The organism is Campylobacter concisus, from assembly GCF_002913765.1.
Classification (GTDB): domain Bacteria; phylum Campylobacterota; class Campylobacteria; order Campylobacterales; family Campylobacteraceae; genus Campylobacter_A; species Campylobacter_A concisus_BB.
Map to the genome: position 1 here is coordinate 1 of NZ_PPCH01000026.1, position 17,547 is coordinate 17,547.

At 40.9% G+C, this 17,547-nt stretch carries 17 protein-coding genes, 1 tRNA gene and 1 pseudogene; 10 read left to right on the top strand and 9 right to left on the bottom strand.

The annotated features are described in order from the left end of the window. A pseudogene (locus CYO89_RS09285) lies at positions 1–185 on the top strand (beta-aspartyl-peptidase); the annotation flags it as partial. Between the two features lie 137 nt (positions 186–322). Here the strand turns inward: CYO89_RS09285 and CYO89_RS09290 are convergent. After that, positions 323–1,147 (bottom strand): adenylosuccinate lyase, encoded by an 825-nt coding sequence (locus CYO89_RS09290; RefSeq protein WP_103598068.1) that lies wholly within the window; start codon positions 1,145–1,147, stop codon positions 323–325. A 50-nt stretch (positions 1,148–1,197) separates the two neighbouring features. After that, positions 1,198–1,383 (bottom strand): hypothetical protein, encoded by a 186-nt coding sequence (locus CYO89_RS09295; protein WP_103598069.1) that lies wholly within the window; start codon positions 1,381–1,383, stop codon positions 1,198–1,200. 109 nt (positions 1,384–1,492) lie between these two features. Here CYO89_RS09295 and CYO89_RS09300 point away from each other — a divergent pair. Continuing rightward, positions 1,493–1,569 (top strand) — tRNA-Arg (locus tag CYO89_RS09300). A 41-nt stretch (positions 1,570–1,610) separates the two neighbouring features. Here CYO89_RS09300 and truA read toward each other — a convergent pair. Genes truA through glmU form a run of 7 tightly spaced genes read right to left on the bottom strand, consistent with a single transcriptional unit; the run spans position 1,611 to position 7,986 of the window. After that, positions 1,611–2,342 carry a tRNA pseudouridine(38-40) synthase TruA gene (truA, locus tag CYO89_RS09305; protein ID WP_103598070.1) on the bottom strand — a complete coding sequence of 244 codons (732 nt, stop codon included), beginning with the start codon at positions 2,340–2,342 and terminating at the stop codon, positions 1,611–1,613. Beyond that, positions 2,342–3,370 carry an LptF/LptG family permease gene (locus CYO89_RS09310; RefSeq protein WP_103598071.1) on the bottom strand — a complete coding sequence of 343 codons (1,029 nt, stop codon included), beginning with the start codon at positions 3,368–3,370 and terminating at the stop codon, positions 2,342–2,344. Before CYO89_RS09310 ends, truA begins: the two co-directional genes overlap by 1 nt. Beyond that, on the bottom strand, positions 3,363–4,151 hold the full coding sequence (locus CYO89_RS09315; protein ID WP_103598180.1) for a prepilin peptidase: 789 nt from the start codon (positions 4,149–4,151) through the stop codon (positions 3,363–3,365). Before CYO89_RS09315 ends, CYO89_RS09310 begins: the two co-directional genes overlap by 8 nt. A 7-nt stretch (positions 4,152–4,158) precedes the next feature. Then, positions 4,159–4,830: a polyprenyl diphosphate synthase gene (gene uppS, locus CYO89_RS09320; RefSeq protein WP_103598072.1), complete on the bottom strand. Its 672-nt coding sequence runs from the start codon at positions 4,828–4,830 to the stop codon at positions 4,159–4,161. 3 nt (positions 4,831–4,833) lie between these two features. Beyond that, positions 4,834–5,520, bottom strand: a complete 687-nt coding sequence (locus CYO89_RS09325; protein WP_103598073.1) for a hypothetical protein — start codon at positions 5,518–5,520, stop codon at positions 4,834–4,836. After that, entirely contained in the window at positions 5,517–6,689 is a 1,173-nt protein-coding gene (gene coaBC / locus CYO89_RS09330) for a bifunctional phosphopantothenoylcysteine decarboxylase/phosphopantothenate--cysteine ligase CoaBC (RefSeq protein ID WP_103598181.1), read from the bottom strand. Before coaBC ends, CYO89_RS09325 begins: the two co-directional genes overlap by 4 nt. Continuing rightward, the gene (gene glmU / locus CYO89_RS09335) at positions 6,676–7,986 is read right to left on the bottom strand and encodes a bifunctional UDP-N-acetylglucosamine diphosphorylase/glucosamine-1-phosphate N-acetyltransferase GlmU (protein ID WP_103598074.1); all 1,311 of its coding nucleotides are present in this window, start codon (positions 7,984–7,986) and stop codon (positions 6,676–6,678) included. Before glmU ends, coaBC begins: the two co-directional genes overlap by 14 nt. A gap of 136 nt (positions 7,987–8,122) precedes the next feature. Between glmU and CYO89_RS09340 the strand changes: the two genes are divergently transcribed. The 8 genes from CYO89_RS09340 to CYO89_RS09375 are packed head-to-tail and all read left to right on the top strand — an operon-like array spanning position 8,123 to position 17,523. After that, positions 8,123–8,890: a motility protein A gene (locus CYO89_RS09340; RefSeq protein ID WP_004318159.1), complete on the top strand. Its 768-nt coding sequence runs from the start codon at positions 8,123–8,125 to the stop codon at positions 8,888–8,890. Next, positions 8,890–9,669 (top strand): flagellar motor protein MotB, encoded by a 780-nt coding sequence (locus tag CYO89_RS09345; protein WP_004318176.1) that lies wholly within the window; start codon positions 8,890–8,892, stop codon positions 9,667–9,669. The genes CYO89_RS09340 and CYO89_RS09345 overlap by 1 nt, the downstream gene beginning before the upstream one ends. Before the next feature lie 11 nt (positions 9,670–9,680). Beyond that, complete coding sequence (gene fliP, locus CYO89_RS09350; protein ID WP_196779718.1) at positions 9,681–10,403, top strand: flagellar type III secretion system pore protein FliP; 723 nt, start codon at positions 9,681–9,683, stop codon at positions 10,401–10,403. After that, the gene (locus CYO89_RS09355) at positions 10,403–11,668 is read left to right on the top strand and encodes a TolC family protein (RefSeq protein WP_103598075.1); all 1,266 of its coding nucleotides are present in this window, start codon (positions 10,403–10,405) and stop codon (positions 11,666–11,668) included. Before fliP ends, CYO89_RS09355 begins: the two co-directional genes overlap by 1 nt. Next, entirely contained in the window at positions 11,665–12,408 is a 744-nt protein-coding gene (locus CYO89_RS09360; protein WP_103598076.1) for an efflux RND transporter periplasmic adaptor subunit, read from the top strand. Before CYO89_RS09355 ends, CYO89_RS09360 begins: the two co-directional genes overlap by 4 nt. Continuing rightward, positions 12,405–15,431, top strand: coding sequence for an efflux RND transporter permease subunit (locus CYO89_RS09365; RefSeq protein WP_103598077.1), 3,027 nt, complete (start codon positions 12,405–12,407; stop codon positions 15,429–15,431). The genes CYO89_RS09360 and CYO89_RS09365 overlap by 4 nt, the downstream gene beginning before the upstream one ends. Continuing rightward, positions 15,428–16,663, top strand: coding sequence for a TolC family protein (locus CYO89_RS09370; RefSeq protein WP_103598078.1), 1,236 nt, complete (start codon positions 15,428–15,430; stop codon positions 16,661–16,663). Before CYO89_RS09365 ends, CYO89_RS09370 begins: the two co-directional genes overlap by 4 nt. After that, positions 16,660–17,523: an EamA family transporter gene (locus tag CYO89_RS09375; protein ID WP_103598079.1), complete on the top strand. Its 864-nt coding sequence runs from the start codon at positions 16,660–16,662 to the stop codon at positions 17,521–17,523. The genes CYO89_RS09370 and CYO89_RS09375 overlap by 4 nt, the downstream gene beginning before the upstream one ends. Positions 17,524–17,547 lie beyond the last annotated feature (24 nt).

Below are 17,547 nucleotides of genomic sequence, written 5' to 3' on the forward strand. Positions count from 1 at the left end.
TGCAAAAAGCAGCCGAAGAGGCTGTAAAAGAGGTAGCAGCACTAGGCGGTAGTGGTGGTATCATCTCTATCGATAAATTTGGTAAGACTGGCTTTGCTTGGACTAAAGATAAACTTGGTATGTATCATGGTGAGGCAAGACTGGGAGCTAAACCAGTTGTTTACTGGCCACTTGGCGAGAAATGATTAGATAGCTAGGTCGGATTATATCCGGCCTAGTTTTTAAAGGGAGAAAGTTTATTAAAATATATAAATTGCTCCAAGAACGATAAATGCTCTTAGGCAAAAACCGCCGATTAAATTTATATTAAGTGTTGTCTTATCTAGCCAACTTTTATAAAATTCTCTTGGTTTTTAAAGAATGGTTTTAGTGCCTCATAGGCTGCTTGGATCTTTTTAAATTTAGCGTTATACTCGTTTTTGATGCTTTCGCTCTTGCTTGAGTGCCTATCTGGGTGATAAATTTTAGCAAGGGCTAGGTAGCTGTCTCTTACAGTTTCGAAGCTATCATTGTTTGAGCAGCCTAAAATTTCAAAATTTTCTTCTAGTAAATTTGCCAAAGCGCTGAAACGACTTTTAAATTTGGCTGAGTTTTGGATCTTGTAATTTCTCTTAAACTCTTTAAATTTGACTTCATTGTAGTTAAAATTTACTATAAATTTTAGATGTTCGCGTCTTGAAATGATCTCTTCTATCAAGTCAAAGTCGCTATCTTTTTTTATTTTTAGGCTAATTTTATGATTTTTCTCGTCAAATTTAGACTCATTTCCTTTAAAATTTTGCAAAATGTAGCTAGCAAAAGCTCTTGGAGTGTTGTTTAGCGTAAATATAATCTCGTCGTTAAAAAACTCAATGTCAATGTTATAGATGTTTGTTAGAGCGTTTCTTTGCACTAGAGATAGTTTTATGGTTTTGTATTTTGCAAAGGTCACGTCAAGCTCGTTGCCCTGTTTTTCGTAGAGTTTTTTTATAAATTTTAAGAAGCATTTTCGTTGCGGGATCTCGCTCTCTTCGTAAAAAGAGATGATCTTGTCTTTGTTTGCTAGGGTTTTTGTGAAATTTTTACTTATCAGTGCGCGAAGCTCGCAAAAAAGAGCGTCACTATCGGTTAAAATGCTTAAAGATTCTAAAGTTTGGGTTATATTCATGGGTTTCTCCATTCAAAATATCCCTATTTAAAGCAACTAGCGTTCCAAAGTTAAATTTTCCTGATATTGCTATCTTTTGTATATGTCAAAAATTCATCTCTTAGCTTTTGTTCTTTGTGTAAGATCGCCTCCTCTTTTGTGTGAGAAGCGGCTTCTTTTTGGGGCTTTTTAGCCACGCCTTGCTCTTTTGTAAGCTCTTTTTTGATCTCTTTTAGACTATCGAAAAAATCGTTCATTTTTGCTCCTTTTACTCAAAGGATTTTACTAAAAAGGTTATAAATTTAAAATGAATACAATCTCTTTTTAAGGAAAGTTTGGTTAATATCACAACTTAATTTTTCATGTGCGCTCGTAGCTCAGCTGGATAGAGCATTTGATTGCGGTTCAAAAGGTCAGAGATTCGAATTCTCTCGGGCGCACCATCCTTTTCTCCCCAAATTTTATTTTCAGACCACTTTTGAGATTAGTTAAATTTATAAAAAACTCTATTTAGATATAGCCCTTCAGCAGGTGCTGGTATGCGAGTTAGGGCAGGATGTCCATTTAGTGAAGCTTTGATGAGCTCGCTGCCGTCTTTTTGCTTTAGCGCCTTTAGTAAATTTGCAACCATGAGGCGAACTTGACCGCGTAAAAAGCCATTTGCCTTAAAAACGATGATAGTTTGCTCTTTGTATGCGTAGCAAAATGCTTTGTAAATTTCTCGCACTGGGCTTTTTGTATCGCTTCCGGTTTTCATATATGCGCTAAAATCATGCTCGCCGATAAAATTACGCAAAATTTCATTTGCTTTTTTGATATCAAATTTAGGCAAAAATACCTTGTAGTTTGAGCTAAAAACATCAAATTTACCGTGATCTATCACATATCTATAAGACCTTGCGACCGCGTCAAATCTTGCTTGAAAGCTCTCATCCACAAAATTTATGCGTTTTATGTGAATGCTTGGATGTGCGTGACGGTTTATAAGATCTTTTAGGTGATTTAAATCTTTAAAGTGATCGCCGCAAACGACACTTGAGCTTTGGTTATTTGCATGCACGCTTTTATCGGTGCGCGAACTAGAGATCACTCTTTCGAAAATGCCAATGTGAGCTAGGGCGCGCTCTAACTCATCTTCTACGCCGTTTTCATGCGGCTGGGTCTGCGAGCCTTGAAATTTCGAGCCATCGTAGCTGTAGATTAGCTGAATTTTCATCAGTATCTTCGTGTGATCTTGGCTTTATAAAGCAAGACGCCAGCTAGTAAAAATACGAAAAATATGAGCGGTATTGCAAGCGCTGGCTTCGATGAAAAGAGCATTATGAGCGTAAAATATCCAAACAAAACGCCAAAAGTGCCAACATAGACCATGCCCTTTTCATATCTATACGTGACGATGCCAAGGCTGATAGCAAAGAGCGTGCTTGCAAGTGGGAAGAGGGCCACTAGGACGTAGGTGCTAAGGTCTTTTCGGCGTTTATCGCTGCTAGCTGCATCCATCCAGTACTCTTTGATGCTGCCAACGTCGCTTATCTCCTCGCTTTGGGCGGTTCTTATCTTCATTGATTTGAAGTTGCTTTGGTGATAAATTTCATCTCTGATGTCATACATTTTGCCCTCGTTTAAAGAGAGCTCTACACTTTGACCCACGTTTATGATCTTTGCGTTTTTGGCGGTTATTAGGCGCTGTGAGTCTTTGACAAAGGGGTTAAACATCACGATATCTTTGTAGGTTGTGCCATTTTTGTCTTCGCTTTCACTGCCCACATAGACCATCCAGTCGGAGAATTTTTGTCCAAACTGGGTTGGCTTTAAATTTAGCTTAGCAACCGTCTTTTTATAGTCGATGAAATTTGCATTTAGCTGGGCGGCTATTGGTATCATGACGATGGCAACTACCAGCAAGGCAGCGCTTAAAAGGGCTGAAAAAGCTAAGAAAAATCTTGCGATCTTATTTGGCGAGCCACCAAGTGTGAAGATAACGATACTTTCATTTTCTTTTGATAGCCGAAAAAGCGTCATCGCAAGTGAGACGAAAAACGCGATAGGCACGACAAAGAGCAGCACTCGTGGGAGCATAAATGAGTAGAGTTTAAAGAGCTCGCCAAAGCTGATCTCGATGTATGAAGTGATACGCGCGATCTGGATGAAAAAGACGATCGACATGATCAAAAAAAGCGTACTAAATAGCGATGCGAACGTGCCTAAAAAGTTAAACAAAAGATATTTATTTACTCTATTCATAAATGAACCTTAAAATTTCTAAAATTTGCCCGTCAAAAGCGTAGGTGACAAGCAGTCCTAGGCTTAAAAATGGCACAAAGGCTAGCTCATAGCCCTTTTTGCGAACGAGCGCATAGACTGGGAGCGTAAGAAGTGCCGCCAGATAGATCGCCACAAGGGCTAGCTTGGCTGGCAAAATGGCTCCGATGATCGCTGCGATAAATATGTCAGCACTTCCCATGGCTTCTTTTTTCATCGCATAGCTCACGACAAATCTCAGCGCCCAAAATATAAAACCAAAGATGATTAAATTTAAAATTTGAGCAAAATTTCCTTTAAAGATAAAAAGCAGCAAGGCATAGGCAAATGCAAAAAATAGCGCCGCAAAAAGAAGCGCATCTGGCACTGCTTTATACCTTATGTCTATGACGCTAAGGGCTAGTAGCATGATAAAGCAAAGTCCTAAAAATAGCGAATAAAGCAAGGTTTCTACGCTTAAAATTTCGCCGCACTCTTTAAAAAAACAGATCAGAAAAAGTAGCCCAGAGGCTAGCTCAACCAGCGGATAGACAAAGCTTATCTTTTGCTTGCAAAAGGCGCATTTGCCGCCTAAAAATAGCCATGAAAAAAGCGGGATATTGTGATAAAAATTTAGCTTGTGAGAGCATTTTGGGCAGTGTGAGGCTGGGAAATTTATGCTTTCATTTCGTGGCAAGCGGTATATCAGCACATTTGAAAATGACCCCACACAGATGCCAAAAACAAAAGCAAAAACGGCAAAAAAGATGACTAAAATATCCATTATCCCACTAAACTCCGCCAAATCTTCGCTCTATATCTTTAAATTTAGCCACGATGCTTGCAAGCTCATCCTTGCCAAAGTCTGGCCAAAGTGTCGGCGTGAAAAATAGCTCCGCGTAGCTTGCCTGCCAGAGCATGAAATTTGAAAGCCTGCTCTCGCCACCAGTTCTAATGAGAAGATCCACCGGCTCACTCTCGTCAAGCGCCGCATTTAGGCTCGCTTCATCTATCTCGCAGCCTTTTAAATTTAGTTTTTTCACAGCTCTTATGATCTCATCCTTTGAGCCGTAGTTTATCGCTAAATTTAATAATAAATTTGCGTTCTCACGTGTTGCATTTTTAGTGATCTCTATCTCATTTTTTAGCTCGTCACTAAATGGCGAGATGTCGCCGATCGTGTTAAATTTGATCCCATTTTTTATAAAATCATCACGCTTTAAAAGAAGAAATTTTTTAAGCAAATTCATCAAAAAATCAACCTCTTTTTGCGGTCTTTTCCAGTTTTCGGTGCTAAATGCGTAAAGGCTTAAAATTTTCACCCCATTATCGATGCAAAATTCACACATATCACTCACCACATTTGCCCCGGCCTCGTGCCCATTTGTCCGCAAAAATCCACGCTTTTTAGCCCAGCGTCCGTTGCCGTCCATGATGATAGCGAGGTGGTTAAGTTTGTTCAATGTCTAGCCTTTAAAGTCAATTATCTGCTCTTTTTTGCTCCAAAGAGCGCTTACGTTTTGCACCATAACTGCGGCACTGAATTCGCTTTTTAGCAAGCTCGCGACGTTACTAAATGGAGTTGCGATCTCACACAAAATTTCATCTTTAAATTTAAAAATAAGCGGCGCAAAATTTGAAAAAACAAGAAAAACTCTCATCTCATTTGCCTCTTTTTTAAGCTGGAAAATACCGTTTGTACCGCTATATGCAAATGGTATATGCACGACATTTTCTTGCAGGGCAAAGAGCATTTTAGCTAGCACTCTCATCTCATCTTTTGTTTTAACTTCGCTTAAGTTTTTAAATAAATAGCTGTAAAGCCACGATAAATTCTCGTTTTTTACCAAATTTTCTATCAAATTTAGCCCGTCAGCCAAAACGTCCTCATCTAAAATTTTTGGTTTTTCGTATAAATTTTTTATGACGATGTTTTCGCCCTGACTATGCACCTCGCCCCAGTATCTTGAGCCTACATTTAGCTCTTTTACGCTTTTTGTGTTTAAATTTCTATTTGCGAAATTTAAGATGTATCTGTTAAAGCCCACTTTTTGGCTCACCAAAATGCTAAGTGGCAGGGACGAATTTATCGCTACTAGCGGAGCTTGGCTATTGTTTGCTATCTTTTGGACGCGTGAGATTTGCTCTATCATAAATTTGCCGCTAGCTCCACGATGCGCCCTGCGATCTCATCTTTTGAGGCAAGCGGCAGTAAAATCTCACTATTTTTTGTAATGAAATTTACCTCGTTTTGCTCGCTTGCAAAGCTATTTTTCTCGCCTAAAATATTTAGACAAACTGCATCAAGCGCTTTTTTCTCTAACATTGATCTAGCGCTTTTAAGAGCGTTTTCGTTTGAAATCTCAAGTTTAAAGCCGATCTTTTTACAGCTAAATTTACTTAAACTTTGCAAAATGTCGATATTTTTGTTTAGGCTTAAATTTAAAACTTCGCCAACGTCCTCTTTTTTTATCTTGCCATCTATCTTTGTCGGTACAAAATCGCTCACCGCAGCGCACATTACAAGTAAATTCGCCTCCTTGCACTCACTCTTGCAAAGCTCTAAAAGCTCGCTACTTGAGCTAAATTTAAGGCACTCAAATGGCTCGCCACTAGCCTCAAAGCTAGCAAGTAGTTTTACCTCCGCACCTGCGTAGTAAAAGGCTCTAGCCAAGGCTCTTGCCATTTTTCCGCTTGAGAAATTTGTAATGGCTCTTACATCATCTATCTTTTCAGTTGTCGCGCCACCAGTTATCACTACTTTTTTGCCTGCAAAAATGGGCTTGCTAAGCCTTTTAATGGCAGCTTCTACTATCATCTCAGGGCTTGCAAGACCGCCCTTGCCAACGTCGCCGCAAGCTAGAGTTTTAAGCACTGGCTCAACTACCAAAGCGCCGTTTTTCTTTAAAATTTCAAGCGAATTTTGCGTAGCAAAATGCTCGATCATATTATTATTTGCAGCAGGGGCAACGACTAAAGGTACGTGCGAGGCGGCGATTAGCGTTTGCATAAAGACATTGTCGCAGATGCCAGCTGTTAGCTTATTTATCGTATTTACCGAGGCAGGTGCGATGAGGACTAGATCCATTTTAGAGTAGGCTATGTGATTTACGCCATCTTGCCAGTTTTGCGTTTGTGAGCTTAAAATTTTATGCTCGCTTAGTGCCTCAAAGCCGCTTACACTGCAAAATTCAAGCGCTCCGTCACTTAAAGCTACATAAACATCAGCGCCTTGCTTTTTAAGCAGTGATAAAATTTCGTAAGCTTTATAAAAGGCGATACTACCGCAAACGGCAAGTAAAATTTTCTTATTTTTTAACATCGTCTTTGCCAAAGAATTTCTCAAAAAAGCCGCTTTTGTTCTCTTGACGACCTCTGCTGATAGCTAGAGCGCCGCTCTCAACGTCTTTTGTGATGGTGCTGCCAGCTGCGATGATGACGTTATCAGCGATATTTACAGGGGCAACTAGCTGCGTATCTGAGCCAACAAAGACGTTTTTGCCGATTTTGGTTTTGTATTTTGCCTTGCCGTCGTAGTTGCATGTGATCGTGCCACAACCGATATTTGTGCCACTTTCTATCTCGCAGTCGCCAAGATAGCTTAAGTGTCCAGCTTTTACGCCACTAAGAACGCCTTTTTTAACCTCGACGAAATTTCCTATGTGCGTATCAGAAATTTCAGAATTTGGTCTTATGTGAGCTAGTGGACCGATGTCTGAGTTTTTGATGATGCTACTTTCGATCACTGATGAGCTTTTGATGATGCTCTCAGAAATAACGCACTCGCCAAGGATACTGACGTTTTCTTCTAGTACGCACTCGCCTTCAAATTTAGCCCTGCTATCTATGAAAATGCTCTCAGGCATACGCATCAAAACGCCAGCTTTCATTAAATTTTGCTTGATCTCATCTTGCATGATTTTTTCAGCGATACTTAGCTGAAATTTATCATTTATCCCCATGAAATTTTGCTCATTAACATTTACTGCAACGCACTTTAAGCCCTTTTCATTTGCTATTTTTATGGCGTCAGTTAGGTAGTACTCTTTTTGTGCGTTTTGATTGCTTATGAGCGGTAAAATTTGCTCTAGCGCCTCGCGTTTAAAGCAGTAGCAGCCAGCATTTACGCTTTTTATGGCAAGTTGCGCTTCGCTCGCATCTTTTTGCTCGACGATGGCCTCAACTTTGCCGTTTTTTATGATGACTCTGCCGTAGCCAAAAGGATTTGCTGCTTCAAATGAGCTCATAACCACGTCTGCTTCGGCATTTGCTAGACGCATAAGGTCAGTTGATCTAACAAGTGGCATATCCCCGCAAGTGACAAGCACCTTTTCACCGCTTAAATTTACGCCCTTTATCGCGCCTGCTGTGCCTGGGAAATTTGCTAGATCTTGCTCAAAAATTTTAGTTTGAGGGAAAATTTCTTTTATCTTTTTGCTAATTAACTCTTTTTCGTAGTGAAGCACGACGCTAACGTCATTTGTGATCGCATAAGCTTGCTTTAATATGTGAATGATCATTGGCTCGCCGCATAGCTCAAATAGCACCTTTGGGCGTTTTGATTTCATTCTGGTACCAAGACCAGCAGCTAGGATTATGATTGAAGTATTATTGTTCATTTTTAAGCCTTTTAACGTTAAAAATTTCGCAGATTGTAGCAAAAAATGGCAAACATTTTTTTTAATTTAACGATTGTTTCAACAAAAAGCTAATAAAATAGCAATTCTTAAGAATTTATAAATAAAGCGAGTTTAAATGGATTTAGGAACCGTCGTCGGCTGGGTTTTGACCCTGGTGCTTTTGTTTGGATCAATGGCGATAGGCGTTGGTATAGGACCATACATCGATATCCCTTCTGTGATGATCGTTTTTGGTGGTACTATCGGCGTTATGATGGTTGGCTTCAAGATGGAGACGCTTAAAGGTGTTGGTAAATTTTATGGTGTCGCTGTTAAGCCATCAGTTGTTGTAAATTTACCTGAGACTATAAAAAAAGTAGTTGATTACTCAACCAAAGCTAGGCGAGATGGCATCTTAGCACTTGAGAGCGAAGTAAATAACGAATCAAATCAGTTTTTAAAAAAAGGTCTTTCAATGGCGGTCGATGGCAATGAGCCAGATGCGATCAGAGCGCTTTTAGAGATCGATATCGATCAAACCAGCACAAGGCATGCAAATAACATCAAAATTTTTGAGCAAGTCGGTGGTTTTGCTGGTGCGATGGGTATGATCGGTACGCTTATTGGTCTTGTTGCGATGCTTCTTAATATGTCAGACCCTAGTGCGATCGGTCCATCTATGGCGGTTGCTTTGCTTACGACACTTTATGGTGCGATGATAGGTAACATCATCGGCTCACCTGTTGCAAATATCCTCTCGATCCGCGATGCTGATGAGGCGCTTGAGAAGCAAGTCATTTTAGAGGGTATCATGGCGATACAAGCAGGGGATAACCCAAGAACGCTTGAGGCTAAGCTTTTAGCATTTTTACCTCCAAAAGATAGAAAAAGTCAGTTTGAATAATGGGTAAATTAATAAAACCAGAAGAGTGCCCAAAGTGTATGCCTGAGTGGTTGGCTGCCTTTGGTGACCTTATGTCGCTGCTGCTTTGCTTTTTCGTTTTGCTCCTTTCTATGGCGACGATGGATGCCAAAAAGATGGAGGCTGCTGTTGGCTCACTAGCTGGTGCGCTAAGCGTGCTAGAGGGTGGTGCAAGACCAGATAGTCAGGTAGAAAAAGAGACAGACCCTGAAAGCAGACGCACTCCAAAGCCAAAAGCTCAAAAAGGCGCTCAAAATGAGGTCACTTCGACTGTTAAAAAGATAAATGAGCTACTAACGGCTAGTGGGGCACCTGAGATCACGATGGAGGAGAGCGAGGATGGCTTTATTGTGAGACTTCCAGCTGCGATGCTCTTTGACAAAGATAGTGCTGAAATTTCTGGCGAGGATGCGAAACTCTTTTTAAAGCGAATAGGCATGATCATAGCCAAAATGCCAAATGAAGTAAAAACAGATATCATCGGATACACTGATAATACAAATCCAAGCAAAGACTCTATATACAAAAACAACTGGCAGCTCTCTACCGCAAGGGCGCTAAGTGTGCTTGAAGAGCTAGTTAGCGATGGCGTGCCACAAGAGAGGCTTATCACTTCTGGCAGAGCCTCTTTCGATCCGATCGCTAGCAACAGCACAGACGAGGGCAGAGCCAAAAACAATAGAGTGGAAATTCACTTTGTCTCGCTCGAGCCAAAAAATAAAGAGGCTACTAAGAAAAGTATCCTTGATACGAGGAATTAGTCGTGAAAGCACTGCTTAGCTTAGCGGTTTTGTTTTGTGTAGTTTTTGGCGCTGATCCTGCGCTACCAACTATAAATTTAAGCCTAAATTCACCGCAAAATGCCGAGCAGCTTGTAAATTCACTAAATGTTTTACTAATCCTCACCGCACTAGCACTCGCTCCTTCACTCATCTTTATGATGACGAGCTTTTTGCGCCTTGTCATTGTATTTTCATTTTTGCGTCAAGCGATGGGCACGCAACAAGTGCCACCTTCAACGGTTCTCATCTCGCTTGCGATGGTGCTTACATTTTTCATCATGGAGCCAGTTGGGCAAAGAAGCTACGATGAGGGTATAAAGCCTTATATAGCCGAGCAGATAGGCTATGAGGAGATGCTTGATAAGAGTTTAAAGCCGTTTAAAGAATTTATGGTGAAAAACACTAGAGAAAAAGATCTTGCACTATTTTTTAGGATAAGAAATTTGCAAAATCCAGCAAATATCGAGGATATCCCGCTAAGCATCGCGATGTCAGCTTTCATGATAAGCGAGCTAAAGACATCTTTTGAGATAGCATTTTTGCTCTATCTGCCGTTTTTAGTTATCGACATGGTCGTAAGCTCCGTTTTGATGGCGATGGGTATGATGATGCTGCCTCCTGTCATGATCTCGCTGCCATTTAAGCTACTCATCTTCGTGCTGGTAGACGGCTGGAATTTGCTAATAGGAAATTTAGTAAAAAGCTTTCACTGATGAAGAAAATTTTATTAGCACTTTTGCCTTTGGCGCTATTTGGATCAAATTTAAGCGAGATAGCAAACAAGGCCACTCAAAACGAAATTTCAAAGATCAAAGAGCTTGAGCTAAAAAGAGCAAATTTAAATGACGAGGCGACATCAAGCGCCTACTTGCCAAGCCTTAGCCTAGAGGGCTCATACGGCAAAAACGCAAGCACCTTCCCAAGCATAGTCGCCAAAGAGTCAGCTGGCGTGCTGGCAAGGATTGATTTTTTACTATATGACGGCGGGGCGAGAGAGGCTAGGCTAAAGATGAGCCAGCTTTTAAAAAACAAAGCCGCCATCGCAAGTGATGAAGCCAAAAACTACCTTGCATTTAAGGCTGTAAATTTATATTTTAACGCCTGCGCACTTGAAAATATAATAGCTGCCAAAAACGCTCAGGCAAATTTTTTAAAAGGCGTTTTAGACAAGCTTGAAAAGGCGAACATTGCAGGACTTGCCGCAAAAGATGAGCTAGAAAATGTGCGGGCAAAATACCACCTAGCAAACAGCACGCAGCTTGAATACAAAAATAAAATGGAGCAAATTTTAAACGAGATAAATTTGCTAACAGGCGAGCAAATTTCGCCACTTAGCGGGGCAAAAATGGCTGAGATTAGCTCAAATTTAGCTTCAAAAAATGCCGAGCTTGACAGACTAAATCAAGATATATCTTTAAGCGAAGCTAAGCTTAGCGAGACAAGAGCTGGCTTTTTGCCTCAAATTTCGCTTTATGACACCTATGGATTTTACAAAAATAACTACGACATCGACCTTGGCAAATATAGCGCTTACCGCCCATATCTTGACAAATATCTAAAAGAAGATACGCACGGCAATAAATTTGGCGTTAGCTTTAGGTGGAAAATTTTTGACTTTTTTACCACTAGCAAGATGAGCCAAGCTAGCAAGATCGCGCTTGATGAGGCGAGACTAAATTTAGAGTATAAAAAGCGCGAAAACGAGACAAAACTTAAAAATTTACAAAACGAGATCATTTCGCTTAGCTCAAAGATCGCCTCGCTAAATGAGTATGTAAAAGCAAGCGAACTTGCGCTTAGAGCGAGCTTTGAGAAGTATAACTCTGGGCTTTTAGGGTATAGCGACCTGCTTGAAGCGCTCTCGCAAAAATTTGATGCTATTAGTCTTTTTGAAGGGGCGAAAGACGAGCTAGAGATAAAAAAGGCGGAGTATTTTTTTGAAAGTGGCGAGAGTATTTTAGAGAGGATTAGGGATTGAAAAAGCTGATAATTTTAATGATATTTTGCATCTTTTCATTTGCAAGGGAGGAGATTTTTGCTGATTTTGAAGTCTATGCTAGGCAAAGCTCAAAGCTTGCATTTGAGAGCAGCGGCAAGGTGGATAAAATTTTTGTAGATGTCTCAAGCCACGTTAAAAAGGGCGACACTTTAGCTAGCCTTGATCAAACAAGCCTTGAGATCGCTCTGAAAAAGGCAAAAAGCGACCTAGCACTTGCCAAAAATGCCAAAGAATTTGCTAAAAGCACCTTTAATAAATTTAGTCAAGTAAAGGACGTCACTTCAAAGCAAGAATTTGATGAGGTAAAGTATAAATTTGACGAGGCAGCTCTAAGAGTTCAAGCAGCGGAGATCGCCATTTTAAATGCAGATGATCATCTTAAAAAGGCCGTTTTAAAAGCTCCGTTTGATGGTGTAATAGCTAGTAAAAATGTCGAGCTTGGCGAGAGTGCTTCGCCACTTCAGCCAGCCTTTGTCTTAAACTCCGAGGAGGCTAAAATTTTAATAGCGATCGATGAAAAATATGCAAATTTAGTAAAAGTTGGCGATACGTTTAAATTTAGGCTTGACGCAACAAACGAGGAAAAAGAGGTTAAAATCGCGCTAATTTACCCAGAGATTAAGCGAGAGACTAGAAAATTTTACGCCCAGGCTTATGACAGCGGGCTAAAGCCAGGCATGTTTGGTCAAGGAAAAGTGATAATCGGCGAAAATAAATGATAAAAACAGCCATAAACCGCCCCATAACTACGCTTATGATATTTTTAAGCCTCGTTGTCTTTGGTATCTACTCGCTAAAGACGATGAATGTAAATTTATACCCGCAAGTAAATATCCCAATCGTTAAGATCACAACCTACGCAAATGGCGATATGAACTACATCAAGACAAAGATCACGCAAAAGATCGAGGATGAGGTCTCAAGCATCGAGGGGATAAAAAAGCTTTACTCAACTAGCTTTGACAACCTAAGCGTGGTAAGCATCGAATTTGAGCTAAACAAAGACCTAGAGAGCGCTACAAACGACGTCCGCGACAAGATGCAAAAGGCAAGGTTAAACGCAAACTACGAGATAGAAAAGCTAAATGGCCTCTCTTCAGCCGTCTTTAGCCTTTTTATCACAAGGCTTGATGGTAACGAAACTAAGCTCATGCAAGAGATAGATGATGTGGCAAAGCCATTTTTAGAGCGCATTAGTGGCGTTTCAAAGGTCAAGACAAATGGCTTTTTAGAGCCAGCGGTGAAAATTTTACTTGATAGGTTTAAGCTAGATAAGGCTGCTCTTAGCGCAAACGAAGTGGCAAATTTGATAAAGATTGAAAATTTAAAAGCGCCACTGGGCAAGATAGAAAATGAAAAAATCCAAATGGCGATCAAGTCAAATTTCAGCGCCAAAAGCATAGATGAGATAAGAAATTTAACGATCAAACAAGGGGTCTTTTTAAAAGATATCGCAAGCGTTGATCTCGCTTACAAAGACGCAAACGAAGCAGCGATAATGGATAAAAAAAGTGGCGTCTTGCTTGGCCTTGAGCTAGCTCCAGACGCAAACGCCCTAACCGTGATCGCTCTAGCTAAATCAAAGCTAGATCAGTTTAAAAGCCTGCTTGGCAATGAATACGACGTAAAAATAGCCTATGATAAGAGCGAAGTGATACAAAAGCACATCGATCAAACCGCCTTTGATATGATCCTTGGCGTCTTGCTGACCATCGTGATCGTCTATCTATTTTTAAGAAATTTCTCGATCACCATCATCTCAGTCGTAGCGATACCAACTAGCATCGTAGCGACATTTTTCATCATAAATGCCCTAGGATACGACATAAACCGCTTAAGCCTCATAGCGCTCACACTTGGCATCGGAATTTTCATCGACGATGCGATCGTCGTCACTGAAAATATCGCTAGCAAGCTAAAAGATGAGCCAAATGCCCTAAAAGCAAGCTTTGCAGGCATAAAAGAGATAGCATTTAGCGTCTTTGCGATCTCGCTCGTGCTGCTTTGCGTCTTCGTGCCTATTGCCTTTATGAGCGGCATCGTTGGCAAATACTTTAACTCATTTGCGATGAGCGTGGCAGCTGGCATCGTCATCTCGTTTTTCGTGAGTATCTTTCTCGTGCCAACGCTTAGTGCTAGGTTTGTAAATGCCAAAGAAAGCGGCTTTTTTCTAAAGAGCGAGCCCTTTTTTGAGGCGCTTGAAAATGGCTACGAGAAGCTTTTAACTTTAGCGCTTAAATTTAAGCTCATATTTTTAGCTATAACGCTTGCGGTCGTTGTTTGCTCGTTTGGGCTGGCTAAATTTGTAGGCGGTGACTTCATGCCAAGCGAGGATAACTCGGAGTTTAACATCTACTTTAAGCTTGATCCCTCACTTAGCCTGCAAGCTAGCAAAGAGAGGCTAAAAGATAAAATTTCACTCATAAATGCCGATCCTCAGGTAGCTTACGCCTACTTTATCCTTGGCTACACAGACGCCAAGCAGCCTTATCTTGTAAAGGCTTACGTTAGGCTAAAGGAGCTAAAAGATAGAGCTAATCACGAGCGGCAAAACGCTATCATGCAGAGGTTTCGTGACAAGCTAAAAAGTGACGATATGAGCGTCATTGTAGCTGATCTTCCGGTGGTTGAAGGTGGCGATGTGCAGCCAGTTAAGCTTACTATCACCTCTGAAAATGGCAAAGAGCTAGAGAAATTTGTGCCAAAGATCAGCAAGATGCTAAAAGAGATAAATGACGCAACGGACGTAAATTCGCCCGAAGAAGATCTGCTAAAACGCGTGCAAATTTCTATCGATGAAGATAAGGCTAAGAGGCTAAATTTAGACAAAGCCAGCATTGCAAGCGCCGTTTATAGCGCATTTAGCCAGAACGAGGTCTCTGTTTTTGAAAACGAAAATGGCAAAGAGTATGAGCTTTACATGCGCCTTGATGATAAATTTAGAAGCGATACAAATGATATCTTAAAGACCAAGATAAGAAGCAATGAGGGCTTTTTTGTCACACTTGGCGATGTGGCGACGATTAGTTTTGAGCAAAAGCCAGCTAGTATTTCAAGGTTTAATAGAGCCGATGAGATCAAATTTCTAGCAAATACAAAAAACAACGCTCCGCTAAATAACGTGGCGAATGAAATTTCAAAGAAGCTTGATGAAATTTTGCCAGCAAATTTCAAGTATAAATTTCTTGGTTTTGTTGAGCTGATGGATGATACGAACGCTTCGTTTATCTTTACGGTGAGTGCGAGCGCGGTGCTTATTTACATGGTGCTTGCTGCGCTTTATGAGAGCTTTTTGCTGCCATTTCTCATCATGCTAGCCATGCCGCTTGCCTTTTGTGGCGTGGTGATCGGACTTTTTATAAGCGGCAATCCATTTAGCCTATTTGTCATGGTTGGCGTCATCTTGCTCTTTGGCATGGTCGGTAAAAATGCCATTTTAGTCGTTGATTTTGCAAATCACTTTGCAAATAGCGGCATGGAGGCAAACGAAGCTGTGAAAATGGCTGCAAAAAAGCGCTTAAGAGCCGTTTTGATGACCACTTTTGCCATGATATTTGCCATGCTGCCTCTTGCGCTTGGCAGAGGCGCTGGCTTTGAAGCCAACTCGCCTATGGCTATAAGCATCATCTTTGGGCTCATTAGCTCGACTTTGCTAAGTTTGCTTGTCGTGCCAGTGCTATTTGCTTGGGTCTATAATCTTGATAAATTTATAAGAAAATTTTATGAAAGGGAGAGAATTTGAAGAAGATTTTGGCTGTTTTGCTCTTTGCTTTGCCTCTTTGGGCTGGAAATTTACTAGAGATCATCGCTCTGGCGCAAAGCGCAAAGCTTGAGAGTTTGAAAGAATTTAATAAAAACGAATATATAAATAAAAATAAGAGCAACAAGCTAAATTTATCCCTTGATGGCAGATATACCTTTGTGCCTGACGAGCTAAAGGGCGGGTATATGACAAAGGCTGGATCGATCACGGCAAAGGTCGAGTATCTCATCTTTGACGGCGGTGCGAGTGAGGCTTCGGATAAAATTTTAGACCACAAGGGCGTGGAGAAAATTTACAAAGATGAAGAGCTTATGAATCTCACTGCTTTTCAGGTCGCAAAGGTCTATTTTAACGCTGTTGCACTAAATTCTCTTATAAATTTAGAGACAAAATTTGTGGATAGCTTTGCCAAGGCTGCAGCTGAAAATGAGTTTTGGTTTGAGTATGGCGAGATAGATAAGAGCGAATTTGATGCGATAAATTTCACTCTTAATAAAAAAAGAGCCGAGCTAGACGAGCTTGGGCTTAAGCTAGCCGAGCTAAACTCAAGGATAAATTTACTCTCAAACGGCGAGATCGGCTTTAATGCTGGCTCAAAGATAGTGATGCCTGACTTTAGCAGAGATGATCTAAGCGCCAAGCTTGGGGCGATGGAGCAAGAAAAATATATAAAAGAGCAAGAAAATGAGAAGCAAAAGAGCAAATTTGCTCCAAAAATTTACCTAAAAGATACGCAAAGTGTGAATAATAACAGCTTTAAAAAAGGCGAGAGGACGACTTCGCAGATGGCTGAGGCATACGCTGATGCGAACAAGCCTAGAGTGGAGTTTGAGTGGAAGCTGCCAGATAGCCTAAGCCTCAGCAAGCAAAGCCAAACTAAGCGCATAGAGGAGCAAAAGGCTGCGCTTGATCTAAGTGATGAAGAAAACAGGATAATGGCTAGGCTAAAGGATCTAAGAGGCGTGATAGAGGGCTTAAGTGCTAGGCTAAATTTAGACTCGCTAAAGCAAGATAGTCTTGATAGCGACTTTAATGACTTGTTAAATGGCTATCTTAGCGGCAAGGTAAAATTTGAGCAGTTTTTATTTGTGAGCGAGAAAAATTTTAGCGACAGGGCAAATTTCATCCTAAATGGCGATCTGCTCGAGCTAAACAAGCTTGAATACTTTTTTGAATGCGCAAGAAATATAAATGAGGTGGTGATAGAATGAATAAACTGATCTTTGTGACCATTTTGTGGGCGTTTAGCTTTAGTTTGATAGGCGAGTTTTTAGCTGGCAAGGTCGATAGCTATTTGGCTGTTTTTGTGCGTGTGACGCTTGCAAGCCTAGTTTTTTTGCCATTTACGAAATTTCGCGGCGTCAGCCCCAAGCTAGCCCTTGGCATAATGGGCATAGGAGCGGTGCAAATAGGGCTAATGTATCTTTGCTACTACAACTCGTTTTTGTATCTAAGCGTGCCTGAAGTCGCGCTTTTTACCATTTTTACGCCGTTTTATGTGACGCTCATATATGATGCGTTTAGTTTTAAATTTAGGCCGCTTTATCTCTTTAGCGTTGGCGTTGCGGTCTTTGGTGCGCTTGTCATAAAGTATGGCGCGATAAACGAAGGGGCGATAAAGGGCTTTTTGCTGGTGCAAGGGGCAAATATCTGCTTTGGAGCAGGGCAGAGTGCGTATAAGGCGCTTTTGGAGAGATTTGACGTGGATCAAAAAAAGGTCTTTGGCTACTTTCACTTTGGAGCGTTTTTTGTGGCAGTGATCGCGCTCGTAACACTTGGCAATCCAGCTAAATTTCACGTAGATCTAACCCAAACTTTGGTGCTTTTGTGGCTTGGAGCGGTCGCTAGTGGGGTTGGCTATTTTATGTGGAACAAAGGCGCTTGCGAGGTCGATAGCGGCGTGCTTGCCATCATGAATAACGCCCTCATACCAGCGGCTATTATCGTAAATTTGGTCTTTTGGCAAAAGGACGCCAACCTAACAAGGCTCATTTTAGGTGCTGCGATAATGTATATCTCGCTACTAATTCACAATAAAATCATGAAATTTTACGGCGTAAAGGCCGCGTGAGGTTAAATTTAGGGTTAGATTTGA

Bases quoted from the DNA above. Each gene is read 5' to 3' on its own strand.
- glmU (WP_103598074.1), bottom strand. From the start codon at position 7,986: ATGAACAATAATACTTCAATCATAATCCTAGCTGCTGGTCTTGGTACC.
- CYO89_RS09365 (WP_103598077.1), top strand. From the start codon at position 12,405: ATGATAAAAACAGCCATAAACCGCCCCATAACTACGCTTATGATATTT.
- CYO89_RS09355 (WP_103598075.1), top strand. From the start codon at position 10,403: ATGAAGAAAATTTTATTAGCACTTTTGCCTTTGGCGCTATTTGGATCA.
- CYO89_RS09290 (WP_103598068.1), bottom strand. From the start codon at position 1,147: ATGAATATAACCCAAACTTTAGAATCTTTAAGCATTTTAACCGATAGT.
- CYO89_RS09345 (WP_004318176.1), top strand. From the start codon at position 8,890: ATGGGTAAATTAATAAAACCAGAAGAGTGCCCAAAGTGTATGCCTGAG.
- CYO89_RS09340 (WP_004318159.1), top strand. From the start codon at position 8,123: ATGGATTTAGGAACCGTCGTCGGCTGGGTTTTGACCCTGGTGCTTTTG.
- coaBC (WP_103598181.1), bottom strand. From the start codon at position 6,689: ATGTTAAAAAATAAGAAAATTTTACTTGCCGTTTGCGGTAGTATCGCC.
- CYO89_RS09315 (WP_103598180.1), bottom strand. From the start codon at position 4,151: ATGGATATTTTAGTCATCTTTTTTGCCGTTTTTGCTTTTGTTTTTGGC.
- CYO89_RS09375 (WP_103598079.1), top strand. From the start codon at position 16,660: ATGAATAAACTGATCTTTGTGACCATTTTGTGGGCGTTTAGCTTTAGT.
- truA (WP_103598070.1), bottom strand. From the start codon at position 2,342: ATGAAAATTCAGCTAATCTACAGCTACGATGGCTCGAAATTTCAAGGC.
- CYO89_RS09295 (WP_103598069.1), bottom strand. From the start codon at position 1,383: ATGAACGATTTTTTCGATAGTCTAAAAGAGATCAAAAAAGAGCTTACA.
- CYO89_RS09325 (WP_103598073.1), bottom strand. From the start codon at position 5,520: ATGATAGAGCAAATCTCACGCGTCCAAAAGATAGCAAACAATAGCCAA.
- CYO89_RS09310 (WP_103598071.1), bottom strand. From the start codon at position 3,370: ATGAATAGAGTAAATAAATATCTTTTGTTTAACTTTTTAGGCACGTTC.